General features: G+C 70.8%; 13 protein-coding genes. 5 read left to right on the plus strand and 8 right to left on the minus strand.

Annotated elements, in window-relative coordinates:
- Nucleotides 1–121 precede the first annotated feature (121 nt).
- On the minus strand, nucleotides 122–2,224 hold the full coding sequence (locus V5O40_RS16375; RefSeq protein WP_332906240.1) for a cellulase family glycosylhydrolase: 2,103 nt from the start codon (nucleotides 2,222–2,224) through the stop codon (nucleotides 122–124).
- A gap of 487 nt (nucleotides 2,225–2,711) precedes the next feature.
- Here V5O40_RS16375 and V5O40_RS16380 point away from each other — a divergent pair, with 487 nt between their 5' ends.
- Nucleotides 2,712–3,779, plus strand: a complete 1,068-nt coding sequence (locus V5O40_RS16380; RefSeq protein ID WP_332906241.1) for a LacI family DNA-binding transcriptional regulator — start codon at nucleotides 2,712–2,714, stop codon at nucleotides 3,777–3,779.
- An 11-nt stretch (nucleotides 3,780–3,790) separates the two neighbouring features.
- Here the strand turns inward: V5O40_RS16380 and V5O40_RS16385 are convergent, their stop codons facing one another.
- The 6 genes from V5O40_RS16385 to V5O40_RS16410 form a co-directional block, all read right to left on the minus strand.
- Nucleotides 3,791–4,816 (minus strand): polyprenyl synthetase family protein, encoded by a 1,026-nt coding sequence (locus V5O40_RS16385; RefSeq protein WP_332906242.1) that lies wholly within the window; start codon nucleotides 4,814–4,816, stop codon nucleotides 3,791–3,793.
- Nucleotides 4,817–4,829: 13 nt separating this feature from the next.
- Complete coding sequence (locus V5O40_RS16390) at nucleotides 4,830–5,246, minus strand: hypothetical protein (protein WP_332906243.1); 417 nt, start codon at nucleotides 5,244–5,246, stop codon at nucleotides 4,830–4,832.
- Nucleotides 5,243–5,857, minus strand: a complete 615-nt coding sequence (locus V5O40_RS16395) for a GAF domain-containing protein (protein ID WP_332906244.1) — start codon at nucleotides 5,855–5,857, stop codon at nucleotides 5,243–5,245. The genes V5O40_RS16390 and V5O40_RS16395 overlap by 4 nt, the downstream gene beginning before the upstream one ends.
- Before the next feature lie 362 nt (nucleotides 5,858–6,219).
- Entirely contained in the window at nucleotides 6,220–7,242 is a 1,023-nt protein-coding gene (locus tag V5O40_RS16400; RefSeq protein WP_332906245.1) for a sporulation-delaying protein SdpB family protein, read from the minus strand.
- Complete coding sequence (locus V5O40_RS16405; RefSeq protein WP_332906246.1) at nucleotides 7,236–7,805, minus strand: SdpA family antimicrobial peptide system protein; 570 nt, start codon at nucleotides 7,803–7,805, stop codon at nucleotides 7,236–7,238. The genes V5O40_RS16400 and V5O40_RS16405 overlap by 7 nt, the downstream gene beginning before the upstream one ends.
- A 57-nt stretch (nucleotides 7,806–7,862) precedes the next feature.
- Nucleotides 7,863–8,534, minus strand: coding sequence for a hypothetical protein (locus V5O40_RS16410; protein WP_332906247.1), 672 nt, complete (start codon nucleotides 8,532–8,534; stop codon nucleotides 7,863–7,865).
- Between the two features lie 140 nt (nucleotides 8,535–8,674).
- Between V5O40_RS16410 and V5O40_RS16415 the strand changes: the two genes are divergently transcribed.
- Together V5O40_RS16415 and V5O40_RS16420 are read left to right on the plus strand one after the other, a co-directional pair.
- Nucleotides 8,675–11,362 carry a helix-turn-helix transcriptional regulator gene (locus tag V5O40_RS16415; protein WP_332906248.1) on the plus strand — a complete coding sequence of 896 codons (2,688 nt, stop codon included), beginning with the start codon at nucleotides 8,675–8,677 and terminating at the stop codon, nucleotides 11,360–11,362.
- 57 nt (nucleotides 11,363–11,419) lie between these two features.
- On the plus strand, nucleotides 11,420–12,178 hold the full coding sequence (locus V5O40_RS16420; protein ID WP_332906280.1) for a serine/threonine protein kinase: 759 nt from the start codon (nucleotides 11,420–11,422) through the stop codon (nucleotides 12,176–12,178).
- Here the strand turns inward: V5O40_RS16420 and V5O40_RS16425 are convergent.
- Complete coding sequence (locus V5O40_RS16425; protein ID WP_332906249.1) at nucleotides 12,175–12,735, minus strand: TetR/AcrR family transcriptional regulator; 561 nt, start codon at nucleotides 12,733–12,735, stop codon at nucleotides 12,175–12,177. The genes V5O40_RS16420 and V5O40_RS16425 overlap by 4 nt on opposite strands.
- Before the next feature lie 74 nt (nucleotides 12,736–12,809).
- Between V5O40_RS16425 and V5O40_RS16430 the strand changes: the two genes are divergently transcribed.
- Complete coding sequence (locus V5O40_RS16430; protein WP_332906250.1) at nucleotides 12,810–13,793, plus strand: alpha/beta hydrolase; 984 nt, start codon at nucleotides 12,810–12,812, stop codon at nucleotides 13,791–13,793.
- 94 nt (nucleotides 13,794–13,887) lie between these two features.
- Nucleotides 13,888–15,087 (plus strand): zinc-dependent alcohol dehydrogenase, encoded by a 1,200-nt coding sequence (locus tag V5O40_RS16435; protein WP_332906251.1) that lies wholly within the window; start codon nucleotides 13,888–13,890, stop codon nucleotides 15,085–15,087.
- The last annotated feature ends 92 nt before the right edge of the window (nucleotides 15,088–15,179 follow it).

The raw sequence follows: 15,179 nt of genomic DNA on the forward strand, positions 1-15,179 counted from the left end.
CGCCGGCGGGGAACTGACTACGGTGGTGTTGTCGGAAGGGGCCACCGTGGGGGGCTTATCCGGGGGGTTCCCTTGGTGGCGGGGGGGGAGGTTCCCGCACCGGCCACGCGACGCATCATGGTCAGGCCGGGCTGCCGGTGATCGCGCTGCCGGACTTCGTCAGGCGGTAGGTGATCTGCGTGCCGCTCCAGAAGTGGAAGGTGAGCGTCACGGCGCCGTCGTTGACCTCGGCGAAGAACTCGGGCGTCAGGAAGATGGTGTTGGCGCCGTAGTCGGGCCGGAAGCTGCTCCAGAACTCCTTGTAGGTGGTCCAGTTGGCCGGTCCGGCGGGGCTGCCGTCGGCGTACTCGGCCTCCATGGTGGCGAGCTGGTCACCACGGAACTGGGTGGGGATGGTGAGGCCGCTGGTCGTACCGTTGGCTGCGGCCTGGGTCGGCGGGTCGTAGCTGATGATGCTGATCTGCCACGGCACGCCACTGGAGAAGCGGGCCTCGATGGTGGCGTTGACCCCGGTGGCCCGGTTGCCGACCAACCGGGTGACGGCTGTCCGGGTCAGCGTGAGCGTGCTGCCGGAGACGGTGTAGTCGGTGCCGTTCGTCAGTCGGGTGCCGCCGTGCCAGAGGCTCTGGAACGAGGTGCCGTTCAGGTTGAGGGTGAGCGATCTGCTGGTGATGCCGCCCGTGCGGGGTACGTAGATCTGATCAGTGGACGCGGTGGCGGAGCGGGTCGTCAGGCTCGCCTTCATCAGTTCGTAGATGCCCTGGTCCCGCCAGCGCAGCTCGGGCCGGTGCAGGAACGAACCCGCGTCCCACAGCATGGTGGTGAGCTGCCGGATGCGGGCGTGATGGCCGACGGCCTCGAAGAACTTCAGCAGCTCGCCCCGTTGGATGATCCCGGGCCGGGTGTAGTCGTAGCTGAGCAGTGCCCACTCGCCGATGATGACGGGGATGCCCCGGGACACGAACGTGTGGTACGCCCGGTCGAAGCTGCCGATGATGTCCTGCTCGACGTTGCTGTCGTAGCGGGTACCGCCGGCGATGTTGACGCTGAACGGCCACCAGCCGTAGAAGTGGATGGTGGCGACGAGGTTGGGGTCGTCGAGTTCGTCGAACGTGGCCAGCAACGCGTCCATCCGGGCCTGCTCACCGCTGGTGTGCAGGGTGGGCAGCACCAGCAGGCGGGTGGCGTTGTTGCCGCCGGACTGGCGTACCAGGCGGACGAATTCCAGGTTCAGCTCGTGCAGCACCTGGTCGCTCTCGGCGTCACCGGAGGTGCCGGCGAACTGCGGCTCGTTGATGCTCTCGAACACCAGCTTCGCCGAGTGGTCGCGGAACGCGGTGGCGAGCTGGCTCCACAGTGCCTTGTACCGGCCCATCACGTTCGCGCGGTCGGTCGGATAGCTGTTGATCCACTGCCACGAGTCGTGATGCAGGTTGATCATCACGTAGAGGTCCTCGGCGAGGGACCAGTCGACGATCTCGCGGACCCGGTTCAGCCAGGTCGGGTCGATGGTGTAGTCCGGCGCCGGCCCGTGGTGACTGCTCCAGGTGATCGGGAGCCGGATGCTCCGGTAACCCTGTGAACGGATGTGGCGCAGCATTTCCCGCGTGGTCAACGGGTTGCCCCAGGCGGTTTCGTCCGGGATGGCGTCGAGGGTGTTGCCCAGGTTCCAGCCAGGCTGCATCGCCGCCACCATCTCCATCCGGTCTCCCGCCGGCGGGGTCGCCGTCGGGGTGACCGACGGTGACGTGGTGGGGGAGGCGGTGGGGGAGAGGCTGGGCGTCGGCGAGGGACCGACGCTTCCGGTGCACGCGACATCGTTCAACGCGAACGAGGTCGGTGCCGTGTTGCTTCCGGTCCAGGACCCGTTGAAGCCGAAGGAGACCGCGGCGTTCGTGCCGATGGCGGCGTTGTAGCTCATGTTCGTCGCGGTGACCTGGCTACCCGACGCGGTGACCGTCGCGTTCCAGGCCTGGGTGACCCGCTGGCCGGAGGGGAACGTCCACGCCAGCTTCCAGCCGTTGATCGGATCACCGAGATTCGTCACGTTCACGTTCGCGGTGAAGCCGCCCGGCCACTGGGACGAGACCTCGTACGCCACCCGGCAGCCGGCCGCCGCCTGGGCGCTGCCGGTCACCATCGTCCCCGCCATCATCAGCGCGGTCACCGCCCCGGCGATCATGCCGGCGCGCCAGGGGGTCCTTCGTCTGTTCTTCGAGCTCATCAGCAACTCCTCGCCATAGTGGCGCCCGTGTCGTGGACCGGCCGCTCCGCCGGTTCGTGCTTGTCGGCGGACGGGCTGCCAGCACAGGGCATGGCGTACGAAGACATGGGTCTTCGAGCCGTCACGGCCGGGAATGCGCGGCGATTGACGTACCGATGGGTGCCCGGCCGCGCGCAACGAAGGGTGAGAGATATGCGGGCGCTGCCCTGACGCCCGCGACGAGCCCTGGAACTCCCGCGCGGAAACTTTCGACCTCATATCCTAGAAAGTTTCCGCGCGAGACATTACAACTTTCTTCGATCGACGTCAATGAGCGTGCCTGGTGCCGCGGCCCGAGGTTGGTGCGATGACGGCGTCGTACGCCCGGCGGCGCTACCCCCGGCACCGGGCCGAGCGGTTATCCTTGCGCCCGGGTAGGACGAGGCGGCCCCGGCCGCCCGGCGATGGCCGACGCGGTCCGGCTCGGCCGCTAGGGACCGGTGAGAAGGTGGCCAGGTTGACGCGCGCCGAGCCGAGCGAGCCCGCTGACCTGAAGCCGCAGCTCGGCGATCCGTTGCGGCCGGTGACGATCGCCGCGATAGCGGAGTCCGCCGGCGTCTCGGTACCGACCGTTTCCAAGGTCATAAATGGTCGGTCCGGCGTGGCGGCACAGACCCGGGCCCGCGTCGAGGCCGCGATCAGCCGGCACGGCTACCGCCGGTCGTCGCCGTCCGCCCGATCGAACATGATGGAACTGGTCTTCGACGAGATCGAGGACATGTGGGGCGTGCAGATCATCCGTGGGGTGGAGCGCGTCGCCCGGCAGCACGGTGTGGGAGTCATCCTGACCGAGTTCGGCCCACACCGCAGCGCGATCCGGTACTGGATCGACGACACTCTTTCCCGCCGTCCGGACTGCCTCGTCACCGTGGCCCAGTTGGACGAGGAGCAGCGTCACCAACTGCGCGCTCGGGGCATCCCGTTCGTCGTCTTCGACCCCACCGTCGAACTGCCGGACGATGTTCCGTTCGTGGGGGCGACGAACTGGGCCGGTGGCCGGTCCGCGGCCCGTCACCTGATCGGACTGGGCCACCGACGGATCGCGATGATCGCCGCGCCCGAACCGATCCTGTGCTGCCGGGCTCGGCTGGACGGATACCGCTCCGCGTGCGACGCCGCAGGCCTGAGCGGGGAGCAGTCCTTGATCGTCCGTGCCGAACTGTCCCGAGCGGGTGGCGAGGCGGCCGCGTTCGACCTGCTGAACCGGCCCGATCGTCCGACGGCGATCTTCGCGGCCAACGACCTGCAGGCGTTCGGCGTCTACCAGGCGGCACGGCAGCTGGGACTGCGGATCCCGACCGATCTGAGCGTGGTCGGCTTCGACGATCTGCCCCTGGCCGACCTGGTCGATCCGCCGCTGACCACCGTTCACCAACCACTGACCGAGATGGCCGTCACCGCCACCGAGCTGGCACTGGCGCTCGGTCGCGGGGAGCGGGCGCCCCAGGTCGGCCTGGAGTTGGGTACCTCCCTCAAGGTCCGGCAGAGCACGGCACCGCCCGGGACGTCAGCTTGAGTATCCGTTCGCTACCGGCTGCGCTCCACGACGTACTCGGGTAGGCCGAGCAGGAACCGCCCGTCCTCGGTCTCGGCCGCCGGCCCCAACGCCCGCCGTCCTTCCCGATGAGCGGCGGCGGCCAGGTCGCGGGCGCTGCGGCGGGCGGACTCGACGCAGTCGTAGGCGAGCAGCCGCCCGTGCAGCCACCGCACCTCAGCGGCCGTGCGCTGCGTCCGGGTCCGGCGCAGGAACTCCAGCAACCGCTCGCGTTCGTCACCGGTGCAGCGCCGCATGAAGTCGATGAGGATCAGCGTCCGCTTGCCCTCCCAGAGATCGCCAGCGATCTCCTTGCCGTAGCGGGCGAAGTCCCCCACGAGGTTGAGCGCGTCGTCCTGGATCTGGAACGCGGCACCCAGATACCAGCCGTAGCGGTCGAGCACGTCGATCGCGTCCTGCTGACCGGTGGCGACGAGGATGCCGGTACGGCACGGGTAGATGCAGGTGTACCAGGAGGTCTTCTTCAGACACATCCGGTAGTAGTCGTCCGCGTCGAGGTCGCACACGTTGTCCCGGATCCAGCCGACCTCGATGGCCTGCCCCTCCAACGAGTGACGCAGCATGAGCTGGGTCTCCTCGAACAGCCGCCACGCGATCCCCGAGCCGAGGGCCCGACGGTTGGCGGCGAGCCGTTGCAACGCGAGCAGGTTCGTCATGTTGCCCACGTTGAGCGCGACACCGACTCCGTACTCGCCGTGCAGGGTCTGCGCTCCGCGCCGCTGCTCGCTCTCGTCCTGGATGTCGTCATGGATCAGGAACGCGTTGTGGAACAGTTCCACCGTCACCGCCGCGTTGAGCCCCACCGACGGAGTGCCACCGAAGGCCCGGCAGGCGGCGAGGCAGAGGGCGGCCCGCAGCCCCTTGCCCCACCGCCGCGGATACTCACTCACCAGGTCATAGAGGTAGTGCGGTCCGTCCGACGGCACACCCGCGAGGAGCGCGTCGATCGCGAGGACGCGATAGCGCTCCAGCATCTCGGTGACATGACCGCCAGTCACGCCGGTGGCCCGGCTACCTGTCCGAGGGCGTGGGCTGCTGCCTGGCCTCCGGCGTGAGCCGGTCGACCAGTCCGTTGGCCATGTCCGGCACCAACCGTGCGAGGTTGAGCACGCCGTCGAGGGCGTCGTGCGCGTCCGACGTGTACCGGCGGATCACCTCACCACGCCGGTCGTCGGAGGTCTTCAACTGCGCGACCAGGGTGTCGATGAGCGCGTGCCCGTCGGTGCGGACCCGCGTCACCAACTCGTCGAACGCCTCCGGGTCCACCCGGCGGTCGGCGCTCAGCTTCTCTTCCAGCCGCCGCGCGCTGGCAATGCCCGCCGCGAGTTCCTCCTCCAGCACGCTGGCCGCATGGGTCACCGTCTCGGAGGTCTCCTCGGCCACCTTCTCGAACCGCTCGTCGCTGCGCTCACGCCCACTGCTCGTCATGGGAGAAGTGTTGGCGACCGGCTGTCCGGCCGGGTAGAGATGTGTCGAGATGGTGACTCAGAGTAGTTCGCGTCCTGGCCATGCGGCCTGATACCCGGCCGACAGCGGGTGGACCAGCAGGCGGCCAGCCCGGCCCGCCCGGCCAGGTCGCGGAAGTCGGCCCAGAAGGGATCGACGGCGATGTCGGTGACGATCACCGATTCCCGCCGGTGCGCGGCGGTGCCGCAGGAGCCGACGCCCTCACCGGTGGCGATCCCGTCGATGGCCTCGTTGTAGAAGTCGGGGAGGCTGGGCGCGGCACCATGACGCAGGTGCCGACCGTCGGGATCGGCGAGCAGCACGGAGACGAGCACCTCCTGCGGTGCGAGCTTCTCGATACAGCGCGCCATCCCGTCGAGCACCTCGGTCAGCGGTGCCTGGCGGGCGATCTGCTCCAGCATGGCCCGGTGCTCGGCCATCAGCCGCTGCGCCTGTTTGACCTGGGTGGTCTCCACACCGATCACGCGGATGCCGAACACGGTGCCATCGGCGTCCCGGCCGGTGTAGGGCTCACCCGTGCGGTGGACCTCGTCGAGCAGGTCGACGAAGCCCTGAGCGGACAGTTCGGGCATCAGCTCCACGAGCGGTACGCCGGTGCGGGCCCCGTTGTTCGCCGACAGTGGCGAGGAACGCCGGATTGGCCGTCTCCACCCGGCGTTCCGGACCGGCGAGCGCCGCGAAGACGGCTATGGACTGCCCGAACAGCGTCCGTAGATCCTCCGCTGCCTGCCGGTGCCCGTCGGATCCGCAGCAACGGGCAGTTCACCTGGTAGCGCCGTCATGATGTCGGGTCGCCTTTCATCTGCCAGTGCCGAGGAGCGTCGGTGGTGCACCCGTCCGGGACGGTGGAACGGGTCGAGGCCGCCGACGCAGCGTACCGGCAGTTGATACGGCCTGCGCGGAGCTGCGTCAGAACCTCGTACGGGCACCGTGTTCAGTGCGTCAGCTGGCCCGCCAGGACCGGCTCGTCCTTCTTCGGCCGCTCGGTCGACTCGGCAACCGCGCCCGGGGCATCCTCGTCCGGCTGCTGGGCGCCCCGGTGACCGACCAGGTTCCGCACCGCCCGCCAGGAGTCGGGCAGGTTCGCCCCCATCGGCACGAGCAACAGCACCAGCGCGGCCAGCATGGCCAGCGAGAAGCTCCACAACCCGATCAACACCGCGATGCCGACGTGCAACAGCACGCCGAACGGCAGCAGCCACCACCGTACGGCCGGACGCAGCAGCAGGCTGACGGCCAGGGCGAACTCGATCACCAGCGGAGTCCAGGTCAGCAGGGCGACCGGCACCGGCCGGGTCACCAGCGCGTCCGTCACCGGTTGCAACCAGCCGGGGGCGCCGAAACTGTGATGGTTGAACCAGTAGTACATCACCGTGCCGTCGGCCCACTCCGGCTTGCTGAGCTTGGCCACCGACGCCTGGAAGTAGATGCCGGCGACCTGGAGACGGATCGCGAAGAGCAGTACCACCGCCGTGGCGACCAGCACCACGCCTCGACCGCCGGGGCGCACCACCCGGTCCGCCGGGGGCGACGGCTGCCAGTGCCAGCGGCGTGGGTCGGCCAGCAGGACCGGTACCAGCAGCAGGGTGAGTACCTGGTTGACCTGCTCGCCGCCGTCCGGGATGGACGCGCTGGTGCTCACACTGAAGGCGATCCACCAGTGCGGCAGGGCGGTGAACCGAGGTCGCCACCCGCTCGCCACCACCAGCAGTACCGCGACACACGCCCACCGCACCAGATCCGCGTGCTCCGGCCCGGCCAGACAGAAGGCGCCGATGTCGGACAGGCCGGTGCAGTGCGGCCCGGGTCCCCGGCTGAGAAGTGGCGTGAACAGCGCGTCGGCGTCAGTGAACCCAAGTGTCGCGGCGGTCGCGGTGGCGAGCAGCGTACGGGCGAGCCCCAGCCAGGATCCCCAGGGCACCGCAACCGAAATGCTCGACCGGCGGCTGGTCAGCATGACACCTCCAAGCGAACGACGTGGGTGTACCGGAACTCGCCGGCGACCAGGTCCCGGTACGCCCACGGCACCGGCTCGGTACGGGCGATGACGATCGGGCCGCAGACCGAGGGCGTGTCGTCGCCGCTGCGGACCGGTGCGGCCGGCGTCGACATCGCCTCGACGAGGCAGGCAGCCGTCGGTTGCCGGCACTGCTGCCAGACCGATCCGGGGATCCGGGAAACCAACAGGGCCAGTTCGGTGGCCTGCGCGCGGGCGGACCGGTCGAGTCCGAAGGCGTAGCGTGGCTCGGCGTACGCGCCGGTGGTGATGTCGTCCAACCGACCGTCGGGTCGGATCGCGTGGACGGAGAGGTCGGGGGAGCGGGGCGACTTGGTGAAGAACGCCCACCCCTGCGGCAGGAGCGCCCGGAACGCCGGGGCGACCTGCTGCTGGCCGGGCAGCGTGACCGCGTTGCCCGGTAGGAACGTCTGCAGGTTGAACAGAGCGACCAGGCCCACCAGCAGCCCGATCCAGACCACCGGGCGGCGGGGTACGACCACCTGGTTCCGGTTGTCCGCCATGTCATCTCCTCGCGGAAGAAGGGGCGCGGGTGGGCACGGAGTCCCACCCGCACCGGTTCAGATGGTGCGCAGCTCGGTGGCGAACAGGGCCATGAGCCGTTCGGTCTCCAGGTCGCGGCCGCCCAGGGGCCGCTCCCGGCTGCCGAGGAACGCCACCACGACGAGTACGGCGGCCACCGTGACCGCCACGGCCAGGGAAACCGCGACGGTTCCGACGTTCACCACCGCGACGGCGGTTTCCACCATGACCGCCGTGTCGGTGTCCTCTTCATCGTCATCGCTGAACAGGATCGGCCGATCTCCCAACGCCGTCTCCAACGCCGAGCCGGCTTCGGTCAGCGCGGCCTCGACCTGGTACGGATCGCCGCTGCGCATGCCGGTGGAGAAGCTGGCGAGCAGTCCGGGCCGGGCCGCCTCGGCCTGCTCGATCAGCTGGGTCACCGCCTGCACCGTCTCGGCAGACCGGTTCTTGCGCAGGTTCTCGGCGTCCATGAAGACGTACGGCAGGCGCTCCAGTTTCTGGCCCACCTCGCCCTGCAGGAAGAAGACACCACGCATCAGCGCCGCGCCGTCCGCAGTCGTACCCATGGTCGGCTTCGCCGCCACGGTTGCCGAAGCCCGGTCCTCGGTCGGGCGGGCGCTGGCCACGCCCTGCCCCGCGATCCCGGACACCACCAACGACAACACGAGCGCCGGCGCCATCAGTCGGCGCCATCGATTTCTGGGCACTCAGTTCTCCTCACCCTCGCCTCTTGCTGGGAGTCCCGCCGGGCGACGGAACCCGGCACATGGTGGCGGGCAGGTACCGGCAGCAGCATTGGGGAAAGCCCTTACGTAGATCACCCGTCCGGATCACCTATCGTGAGCGAATGTCCATGTTGGTGGGACGGGACGACGAGTTCGCTGCGGTCCGCACCGGCCTGGCCGGGCTCGTGCCGGGGCAGCCGACGATCGTCGAGATCACCGGTGATCCCGGTGCCGGAAAGACGGCCTTCCTGACCCACCTGCTCCGGCAACTGCCGAGCGTGTTCCATGTCGACCTGACCGCCCACCGGTGGACGCCCGCGGCTCTCGCCCGCCTCGGCCGGCTCAGTCGGGCCCGTCCCGTCGTCGCCGTCCTCGACGACGCCCACCGGGCCGAGCCGGCGCTGGCCGCCCTGCGGCACCTGCTGGTCGACACACCACCCCCCGGACGGCTGGCCGTGCTCTGCGCCTACCGGCCGCGACAGGCGCCCCGAAGCCTGCTCCGCCTGGTCACGGGCACCGGCGCGGGGATACGACAACTGGCCGTGCCACTGGGCGCGCTCCCCGAGGCGGCGGCGGAGGCGTTGCTTTCGCGCGTGCTGCCGGCGACCCGGCGCGCGACGCTGGCGGCAGCCGGTGCACGACTGCCCGGGCTGCTCGCGGTCCTCGACGCGCACCCGGAACTGGTCGACGCAGACGGCACAGTCGTGCTCGAACGGGTCGTGGAACTCGGTCCGTCCCGCTGCCTGGCAGGGCTCCTCGGCCCGGAGATCGACCTGGCGGACCAGCCGACCCGGCGGATCCTGCACACCGTGGCCGTTCTCGGCGAGGCGGCCGACCCCGCCCTGGTGGCGGAGGTCGGCCAGCACGGCCGCACGACGACCGTCGAGGCGCTGGACCGGCTCGTCCGCATGGACCTGCTCCGGTACGCGGCCGACGACCCCATCCTGCGTCCGCGGCACGCCCTGGTCCGGGCGGCGGCCTACCAGGATGCTCCCACCGGCTGGCGGTCCGGGGCGCACCTGCGTGCCGACGCGGCACTGCGCCAGCGCCGTGCCGACCCGCGTACCTGCGCGTGGCACCTGTTGCGGGCCGGCGCGACCGCCTCCCGGTTCACCCGGGTCCACGAGGTAGCCCGGGAGCTGGTGACCGTCGACCCGCCCTTGGCGGCCCGAGTGAGTCGCCTCGCGGCCACCCTGGCCCCTCCGGACGATCCGGTGGCGTTCGGTGACGCGCTCCTGACCAGGGCCCGGGCCACGGCCGCGGCCGGCGATCTCACCGGCGCGCTCCGCCTCACGCAGACGGCGCTCGACGCGTCGCCCGGCCCCGAGACCCGGCTCGCCGCCGCAGTCCTGCGGGCGGACCTGGCGGATCGGCTCGGCCCCAGTGCCCCGGCGCTGGCCAGGCTGGCGCGGGAGCACACCACGACGCTGCCGCGACTACGGCCCCGGCTGTCCGTGGCGCAAGGGCGACTCGCCGCCCGGAGCGGCCGGTGGGGCGACCTGAACCCGCTGGTCACCGAGATCCGGGCGGCGACCGGAGCGGAAACGGACCCACCGTTGGCGGCGGTGGCCCGGACCACCCTCGCCGCCCGCGCCGCCGAACACGGGTCCACCGACGTCGCCGCAGGCGAGTTGCGCGCGGCCGAGGCACTCGTCGACGCCATGTCGGACCGTGCCCTCGCCGGCTGCCTCGACGTCCCGGAATGGCTGGCCTGGGTGCAGGGGGTCGTCCTGGAGAAGGAGGGCGCACTGCGACACGTCACCCGGGCGGTGGCAGTGGCCCGGGAACACGGCCAGGCGCACCTGCTGCCCGGGCTCCTCGCCGGCCAGGCGCGGATCGCCGCCGGTAGCGGGCGACTGGACGAGGCGATCAGCGTGGCGATCGAGGCGGAACGGGCCGGTCGATCGGTCGGCGTCCGGCAGGCGGTGGCGATCGCGCTGACCTACCGGGCGATGGCGCTGCTCTGGCGGGCCGGCCCGCAGGCCGCCGCTGCGGTCGGTGAGGAGGCCGTCCGGGAGGCCCGGCACGACCCGACCCTGCGCGACACCGCATTGGCGGTCCTGTCCCACATCCGGTACGCCCAGGGTCGGCACATCGAGGCGCGCCACCTGATTGGCACGCTCGTGCAGCCGGGCCGCGGGCAGCTCCGCCGGCGGGACCTGCAGCCCAAGTGGCTCGCCGGGCACGCCGAATACCTGCTGGCCGGCGGCCTGCTCGACGAGGCGTACGCCTGGTCGCAGCGGGCGGAGACCGCCGCCGCCGCGCTCGGCCTGGAGATCCGGCGGGCCGAGGCACGCCTGGCCACCGCGCAGGTGCTGCTCGCTCGCCGGGACCCCGTCGGCGCACTGACCGCCGCCCGGGAAGCCGTCCGGCTCTTCGCCGATCGGCAGGCTGACCTGTCGCTCGGCGAGGCCCATCTCGCGGCGGCCGGCTGCCTCGATGCGCTACGCGAAACCGGTCCCGCCCGGGAACACATCAACCTCGCCCGGGTGATCGCCGAACGCACGCCCTCCGAGTGGTTACGCCAGCAGGTGGTGAACGCCCAGCGCCGGCACGGAGCCGGACAACGACGGTGGGCCCTGATCGCCGGACCTGAGCTCACCCAGGCCGAGCGCCGGGTCGCTGCCCTGGTCGCCGAGGGCCATACCAACCGCGCCGCCGCGATGCGGCTCTACGTGACCGAACGGACCATCGAGGCTCACCTGACCAGGGTGTACCGCAAGCTGGGGGTCGGCTCGCGGGCAGCCCTGGCCGCGCTGCTGCGGGACGGGGGAGGGACGTCGCAGGTCGGCGACCCGGAGACCGGGTGAGACGCGGTCCAGCCGGCGGGGAATCGTGGCGGACCTGCCCTACTCTCCCGGTACGTGATGGAGCTACCGCTGGACTCCGCGTTCGCTGTCTTCGACGCCCAGGATTCCGGGTGCGTCTCCTACGGCGTCGAGGCGTTCGGACGCCGCTGGTTCGTCAAGACGGCCACCAGCACGCGGAGCAGGCAATCTCTGCTGCGGGCCGTCCGGTTCCATGCCGCGGTGCGCCACTCGGCGATCGTGCGCCCCGAGCACGTCCTCGACGGGCCGATGCTGGTCTACCCGTGGCACGAGGGCAACGTGTTGAACCATGCCACCACCCGCGGCTCGGACCGCAGCGCCCTGCACCGGTTCCAGCAGCTACCCCGACGCGACGTCGAAACGGCGATCGACACCGTCCTCGACGCACATCTGGCCGTGACGGCTGCCGGCTATGTCGCGGTCGACCTCTACGACGGCTGCTTCCACTACGACTTCCAGGCCCGTCGACTGCGCCTGATCGATCTCGACGAGTACCGTCCCGGTCCGTTCACCCTCGACACCGACCGCCTCCCCGGATCCCGCCGATACATGGCGCCCGAGGAATTCGTCCGCGGCGCCGTCATCGACCAGCGCACCACCGTCCACACCCTGGGCCGTACCATCCACCACCTGCTCGACTCCCCGTCCGGCTGGCGTGGCTCCCGACTCCAGCGGCAGGTGGCCGCACGCGCCACCGCCACGACACCCGCCGACCGGTACCCCGACGTGGCGGCCCTCGTCGCGGCCTGGCGAGCCGCCCTGCCGGGCCGCGACGCGCCAGCACCGTCGCACCCCTAGCGGAGGGTGCGTAGGACCATCTCGACCAGGGCGTCGACGTCGGCGTCGACCATCGGCTCGCCGGTCATGCCCATCCGGTGCAGCAGGGTTCCGACGACCACGTCGATGAGGAAGAGCACCCGGTTCTCCGGCTCGCCGAGCGTCTCCTGGAGCGCGAGCCGGTAGGGGTCCTGCAACTGTGCGGAAAGAAGCTGGCGCAGGACGGGATCGTTCACGGCATCGGTGAACACGCCCGCGAACGCCGCGCCGATCCCGGGCTCACCGATCTTCGCCGCGATCCAACGGATCGCTGTCGACATGATCTCCTCCCGGCTGGCGCCGGTCAGTGGCGCCGGGCCGAACGCGTCGACGAGGCAGGCGGTGATCAGCGCACCCTTCGACGGCCAGCGGCGGTAGATCGTGGTCTTCGCGACGCCCGCCGCGGCGGCGATGCGGTCGACGGTGGCGTGTGCGTAGCCGAGCTGGTGGACCGTGTCGAGCGTGGCGGCGAAGACCGTGGCGTCGACGCTGGAGCGGGGACGGCCGGCCGGTCTGGTGGGTGTGGTCGCTCGGTCCATGGTCACACGATAACCAGTTATGCTACTTCTAGTATCGATACTAGAAGTAGCATAATCGTGATCGAGGAGGAGCCATGAGCGACACGGTCGAGATGCGGCGGCCGCCGCTGGGCGTCCGGCTGCTGCACGCCCTGCGAAAGGAGCCGGACTGGTCGACGATGCCGGCCGAGGCCCTGGACGCGTTCCGCGACGCGGAGAACCGTAGGCGGGCCTCCAGCCTGGCGCGGTTGGTCACCGGTTTTCCGGACCGCAGGGCCGGGATCGACTGGCAGCGGCTGACGCTGCCCGACCGGGTACTCCGGGTCCGGGTCTACCGGTCGTCGTCCGTACCCGACCACCCGGCCGGCCTGCCGCTCGTGCTCCACGTCCACGGCGGTGGATTCGTGGGCACAGCGGTGCAGAGCGACTGGGTCAACAGTCACCTCGCTTGTCGACTGCCCGCGGTGGTCGTGTCGGTCGAACACCGCCTCGTCGCACCGGGAACCTCGCTGGCCGCTGCTGTCGACGACGGCTGGGACGTGCTGAACCACGTCGTGCGGCACGCCGCGCGCTGGCGAATCGACCCGGCCCGGGTGGCCGTCTTCGGCGAGAGCGCCGGATCGGTGGTGGCCGCGCTGGCCGCGATCCGCGCCCGGGAGTCCGACCTGGCGGTACGGGCACAGGTGCTTGTCAATCCCTGTGTCGATCTGACCTCGACGGCGTTCGACTACGCCTCGATGAGTGAGCACGCCACCAGCCCGACGCTCACCGTGCCGCAGCTGGAACTGTTCCGCCGGCTGGCCGCTCCCGAAGGAACGGACCCCCGCGCGGTGTCACCGTTGTTCGCCGGCGACCTGAGCGGGCTGGCTCCGGCACTGGTGGTGGTGCCCACCCTCGACCCGCTGGCCGATCACGGACGCACGTACGCGCGACGGCTGCGCGAGGCCGGGACGTCCGCACAGCTCACCGAACACCCCGGAGCGACCCACGCGTTCCTCAGCATGCCGGGCGTGGTGCCGCAGGCGCGGTCGGCACGGACGGAGATCGTCGCGTTCCTCCGGGACCGCCTCGCCGGATAACGGCATGGCTGTGACGAGATGCCCGATGCTGATCGAAATGGTTCGGTCGTGCCAGGCCGGGTAGGTGACCAGTGAGCCGACGAAGGGAAGTCCGATGAAGGCCGTCACATGGCACGGCGTCGGGGACATCCGATTCAACGATGTGCCCGACCCGCGGATCCAGGACCCGACCGACGCGATCGTGAAGATCACCACCAGCGCGATCTGCGGCACCGACCTGCACATGATCCGGGGCACCATGCCGGGCATGCGTCCGGGAATCGTCCTCGGTCACGAGGCCGTCGGCGAGATCGTCGAGGTCGGCCCGGGGGTTCGCAATCTCGCGCCCGGTGACCGGGTGATCGTCCCGTCGACCATCGCGTGCGGATACTGCTCGTACTGCCGGGCCGGGTACTTCGCGCAGTGCGACAACGCCAACCCCGGTGGCCGGCGTGCCGGCACCGCCTTCTTCGGTGGGCCGGAGGCCGCCGGCGGCTTCGACGGCCTCCAGGCGGAGTACGCCCGGGTGCCGTTCGCGAACGTCGGCCTGGTGCCGATCCCCGCAGAGGTCGACGACGAGCAGGCGATCATGCTTTCGGACATCTGGCCCACCGCCTGGTTCGGGGCCCGCCTGGCCGACGTGCGGCCCGGCGAGACCGTGGCCGTGTTCGGGGCGGGGCCGGTCGGTCAGCTCGCCGTCCTGTCGGCGTACCTGCAGGGCGCGGGACGGGTCATCGCCGTCGACGGGCTGGAGGACCGGCTCGCCATGGCGCGGGCGCAGCACGCCGAGGTGGTCAACTTCAACACCGAGGATCCGGTGGGGACGATCGTGGAGATGACCGGCGGCATCGGTGTCGACAAGGTGATCGACGCCGTCGGCGTGGACGCCGAACGGCCCGCCGAAGGCCCCGCGGCCGAGCAGGCCGACCAGCAGGCGCAGCAGTTCGACAGGGAGGTTCAGCAGGTCGCCCCGGAGACCGACCCGGCGTGGGCACCGGGTGACGCACCGAGCCTCGCCGCTCAGTGGGCCGTGCGGGCCGTGGTGAAGGCGGGCACTCTCGGCGTCATCGGCGTCTATCCGCAGACGGTCACCACCTGGCCGTTCGGCGAGGCGATGATGAAGAATCTCACCGTCCGCAGCGGCAACTGCCACCACCGCCGCTACATTCCGGAGCTGCTGCGACTGGTCACCAACGGCACGGTCGACCCGGCGCGGCTGCTGACCGAGCACGAACCGATGACCGACGTGCTGAAGGCGTACCGCGAGTTTCAGGACCGAGACCCCGGCTGGCTGAAGGTCGCCCTCGCCACCTGACCACCGGCCACCCGGCTGCCCAGCCCGGCACCGCTCGGGTCCGGGCTGAGCAGCTGCGACGGGCGACGCGGTGGTCTTCGCCGAAGCCGGGG

Origin of the sequence: Micromonospora palythoicola, from assembly GCF_036689795.1 — a bacterium.
GTDB classification, from domain to species: Bacteria; Actinomycetota; Actinomycetes; order Mycobacteriales; family Micromonosporaceae; genus Micromonospora; species Micromonospora palythoicola.

What these genes read in the sequence shown, in the direction of transcription:
- V5O40_RS16415 (WP_332906248.1), top strand. Translation starts at nt 8,675, where the DNA reads ATGTCCATGTTGGTGGGACGGGACGACGAGTTCGCTGCGGTCCGCACC.
- V5O40_RS16400 (WP_332906245.1), bottom strand. Translation starts at nt 7,242, where the DNA reads ATGCTGACCAGCCGCCGGTCGAGCATTTCGGTTGCGGTGCCCTGGGGA.
- V5O40_RS16375 (WP_332906240.1), bottom strand. Translation starts at nt 2,224, where the DNA reads ATGAGCTCGAAGAACAGACGAAGGACCCCCTGGCGCGCCGGCATGATC.
- V5O40_RS16420 (WP_332906280.1), top strand. Translation starts at nt 11,420, where the DNA reads ATGGAGCTACCGCTGGACTCCGCGTTCGCTGTCTTCGACGCCCAGGAT.
- V5O40_RS16395 (WP_332906244.1), bottom strand. Translation starts at nt 5,857, where the DNA reads ATGCCCGAACTGTCCGCTCAGGGCTTCGTCGACCTGCTCGACGAGGTC.
- V5O40_RS16390 (WP_332906243.1), bottom strand. Translation starts at nt 5,246, where the DNA reads ATGACGAGCAGTGGGCGTGAGCGCAGCGACGAGCGGTTCGAGAAGGTG.
- V5O40_RS16430 (WP_332906250.1), top strand. Translation starts at nt 12,810, where the DNA reads ATGAGCGACACGGTCGAGATGCGGCGGCCGCCGCTGGGCGTCCGGCTG.
- V5O40_RS16405 (WP_332906246.1), bottom strand. Translation starts at nt 7,805, where the DNA reads ATGGCGGACAACCGGAACCAGGTGGTCGTACCCCGCCGCCCGGTGGTC.
- V5O40_RS16425 (WP_332906249.1), bottom strand. Translation starts at nt 12,735, where the DNA reads ATGGACCGAGCGACCACACCCACCAGACCGGCCGGCCGTCCCCGCTCC.
- V5O40_RS16435 (WP_332906251.1), top strand. Translation starts at nt 13,888, where the DNA reads ATGAAGGCCGTCACATGGCACGGCGTCGGGGACATCCGATTCAACGAT.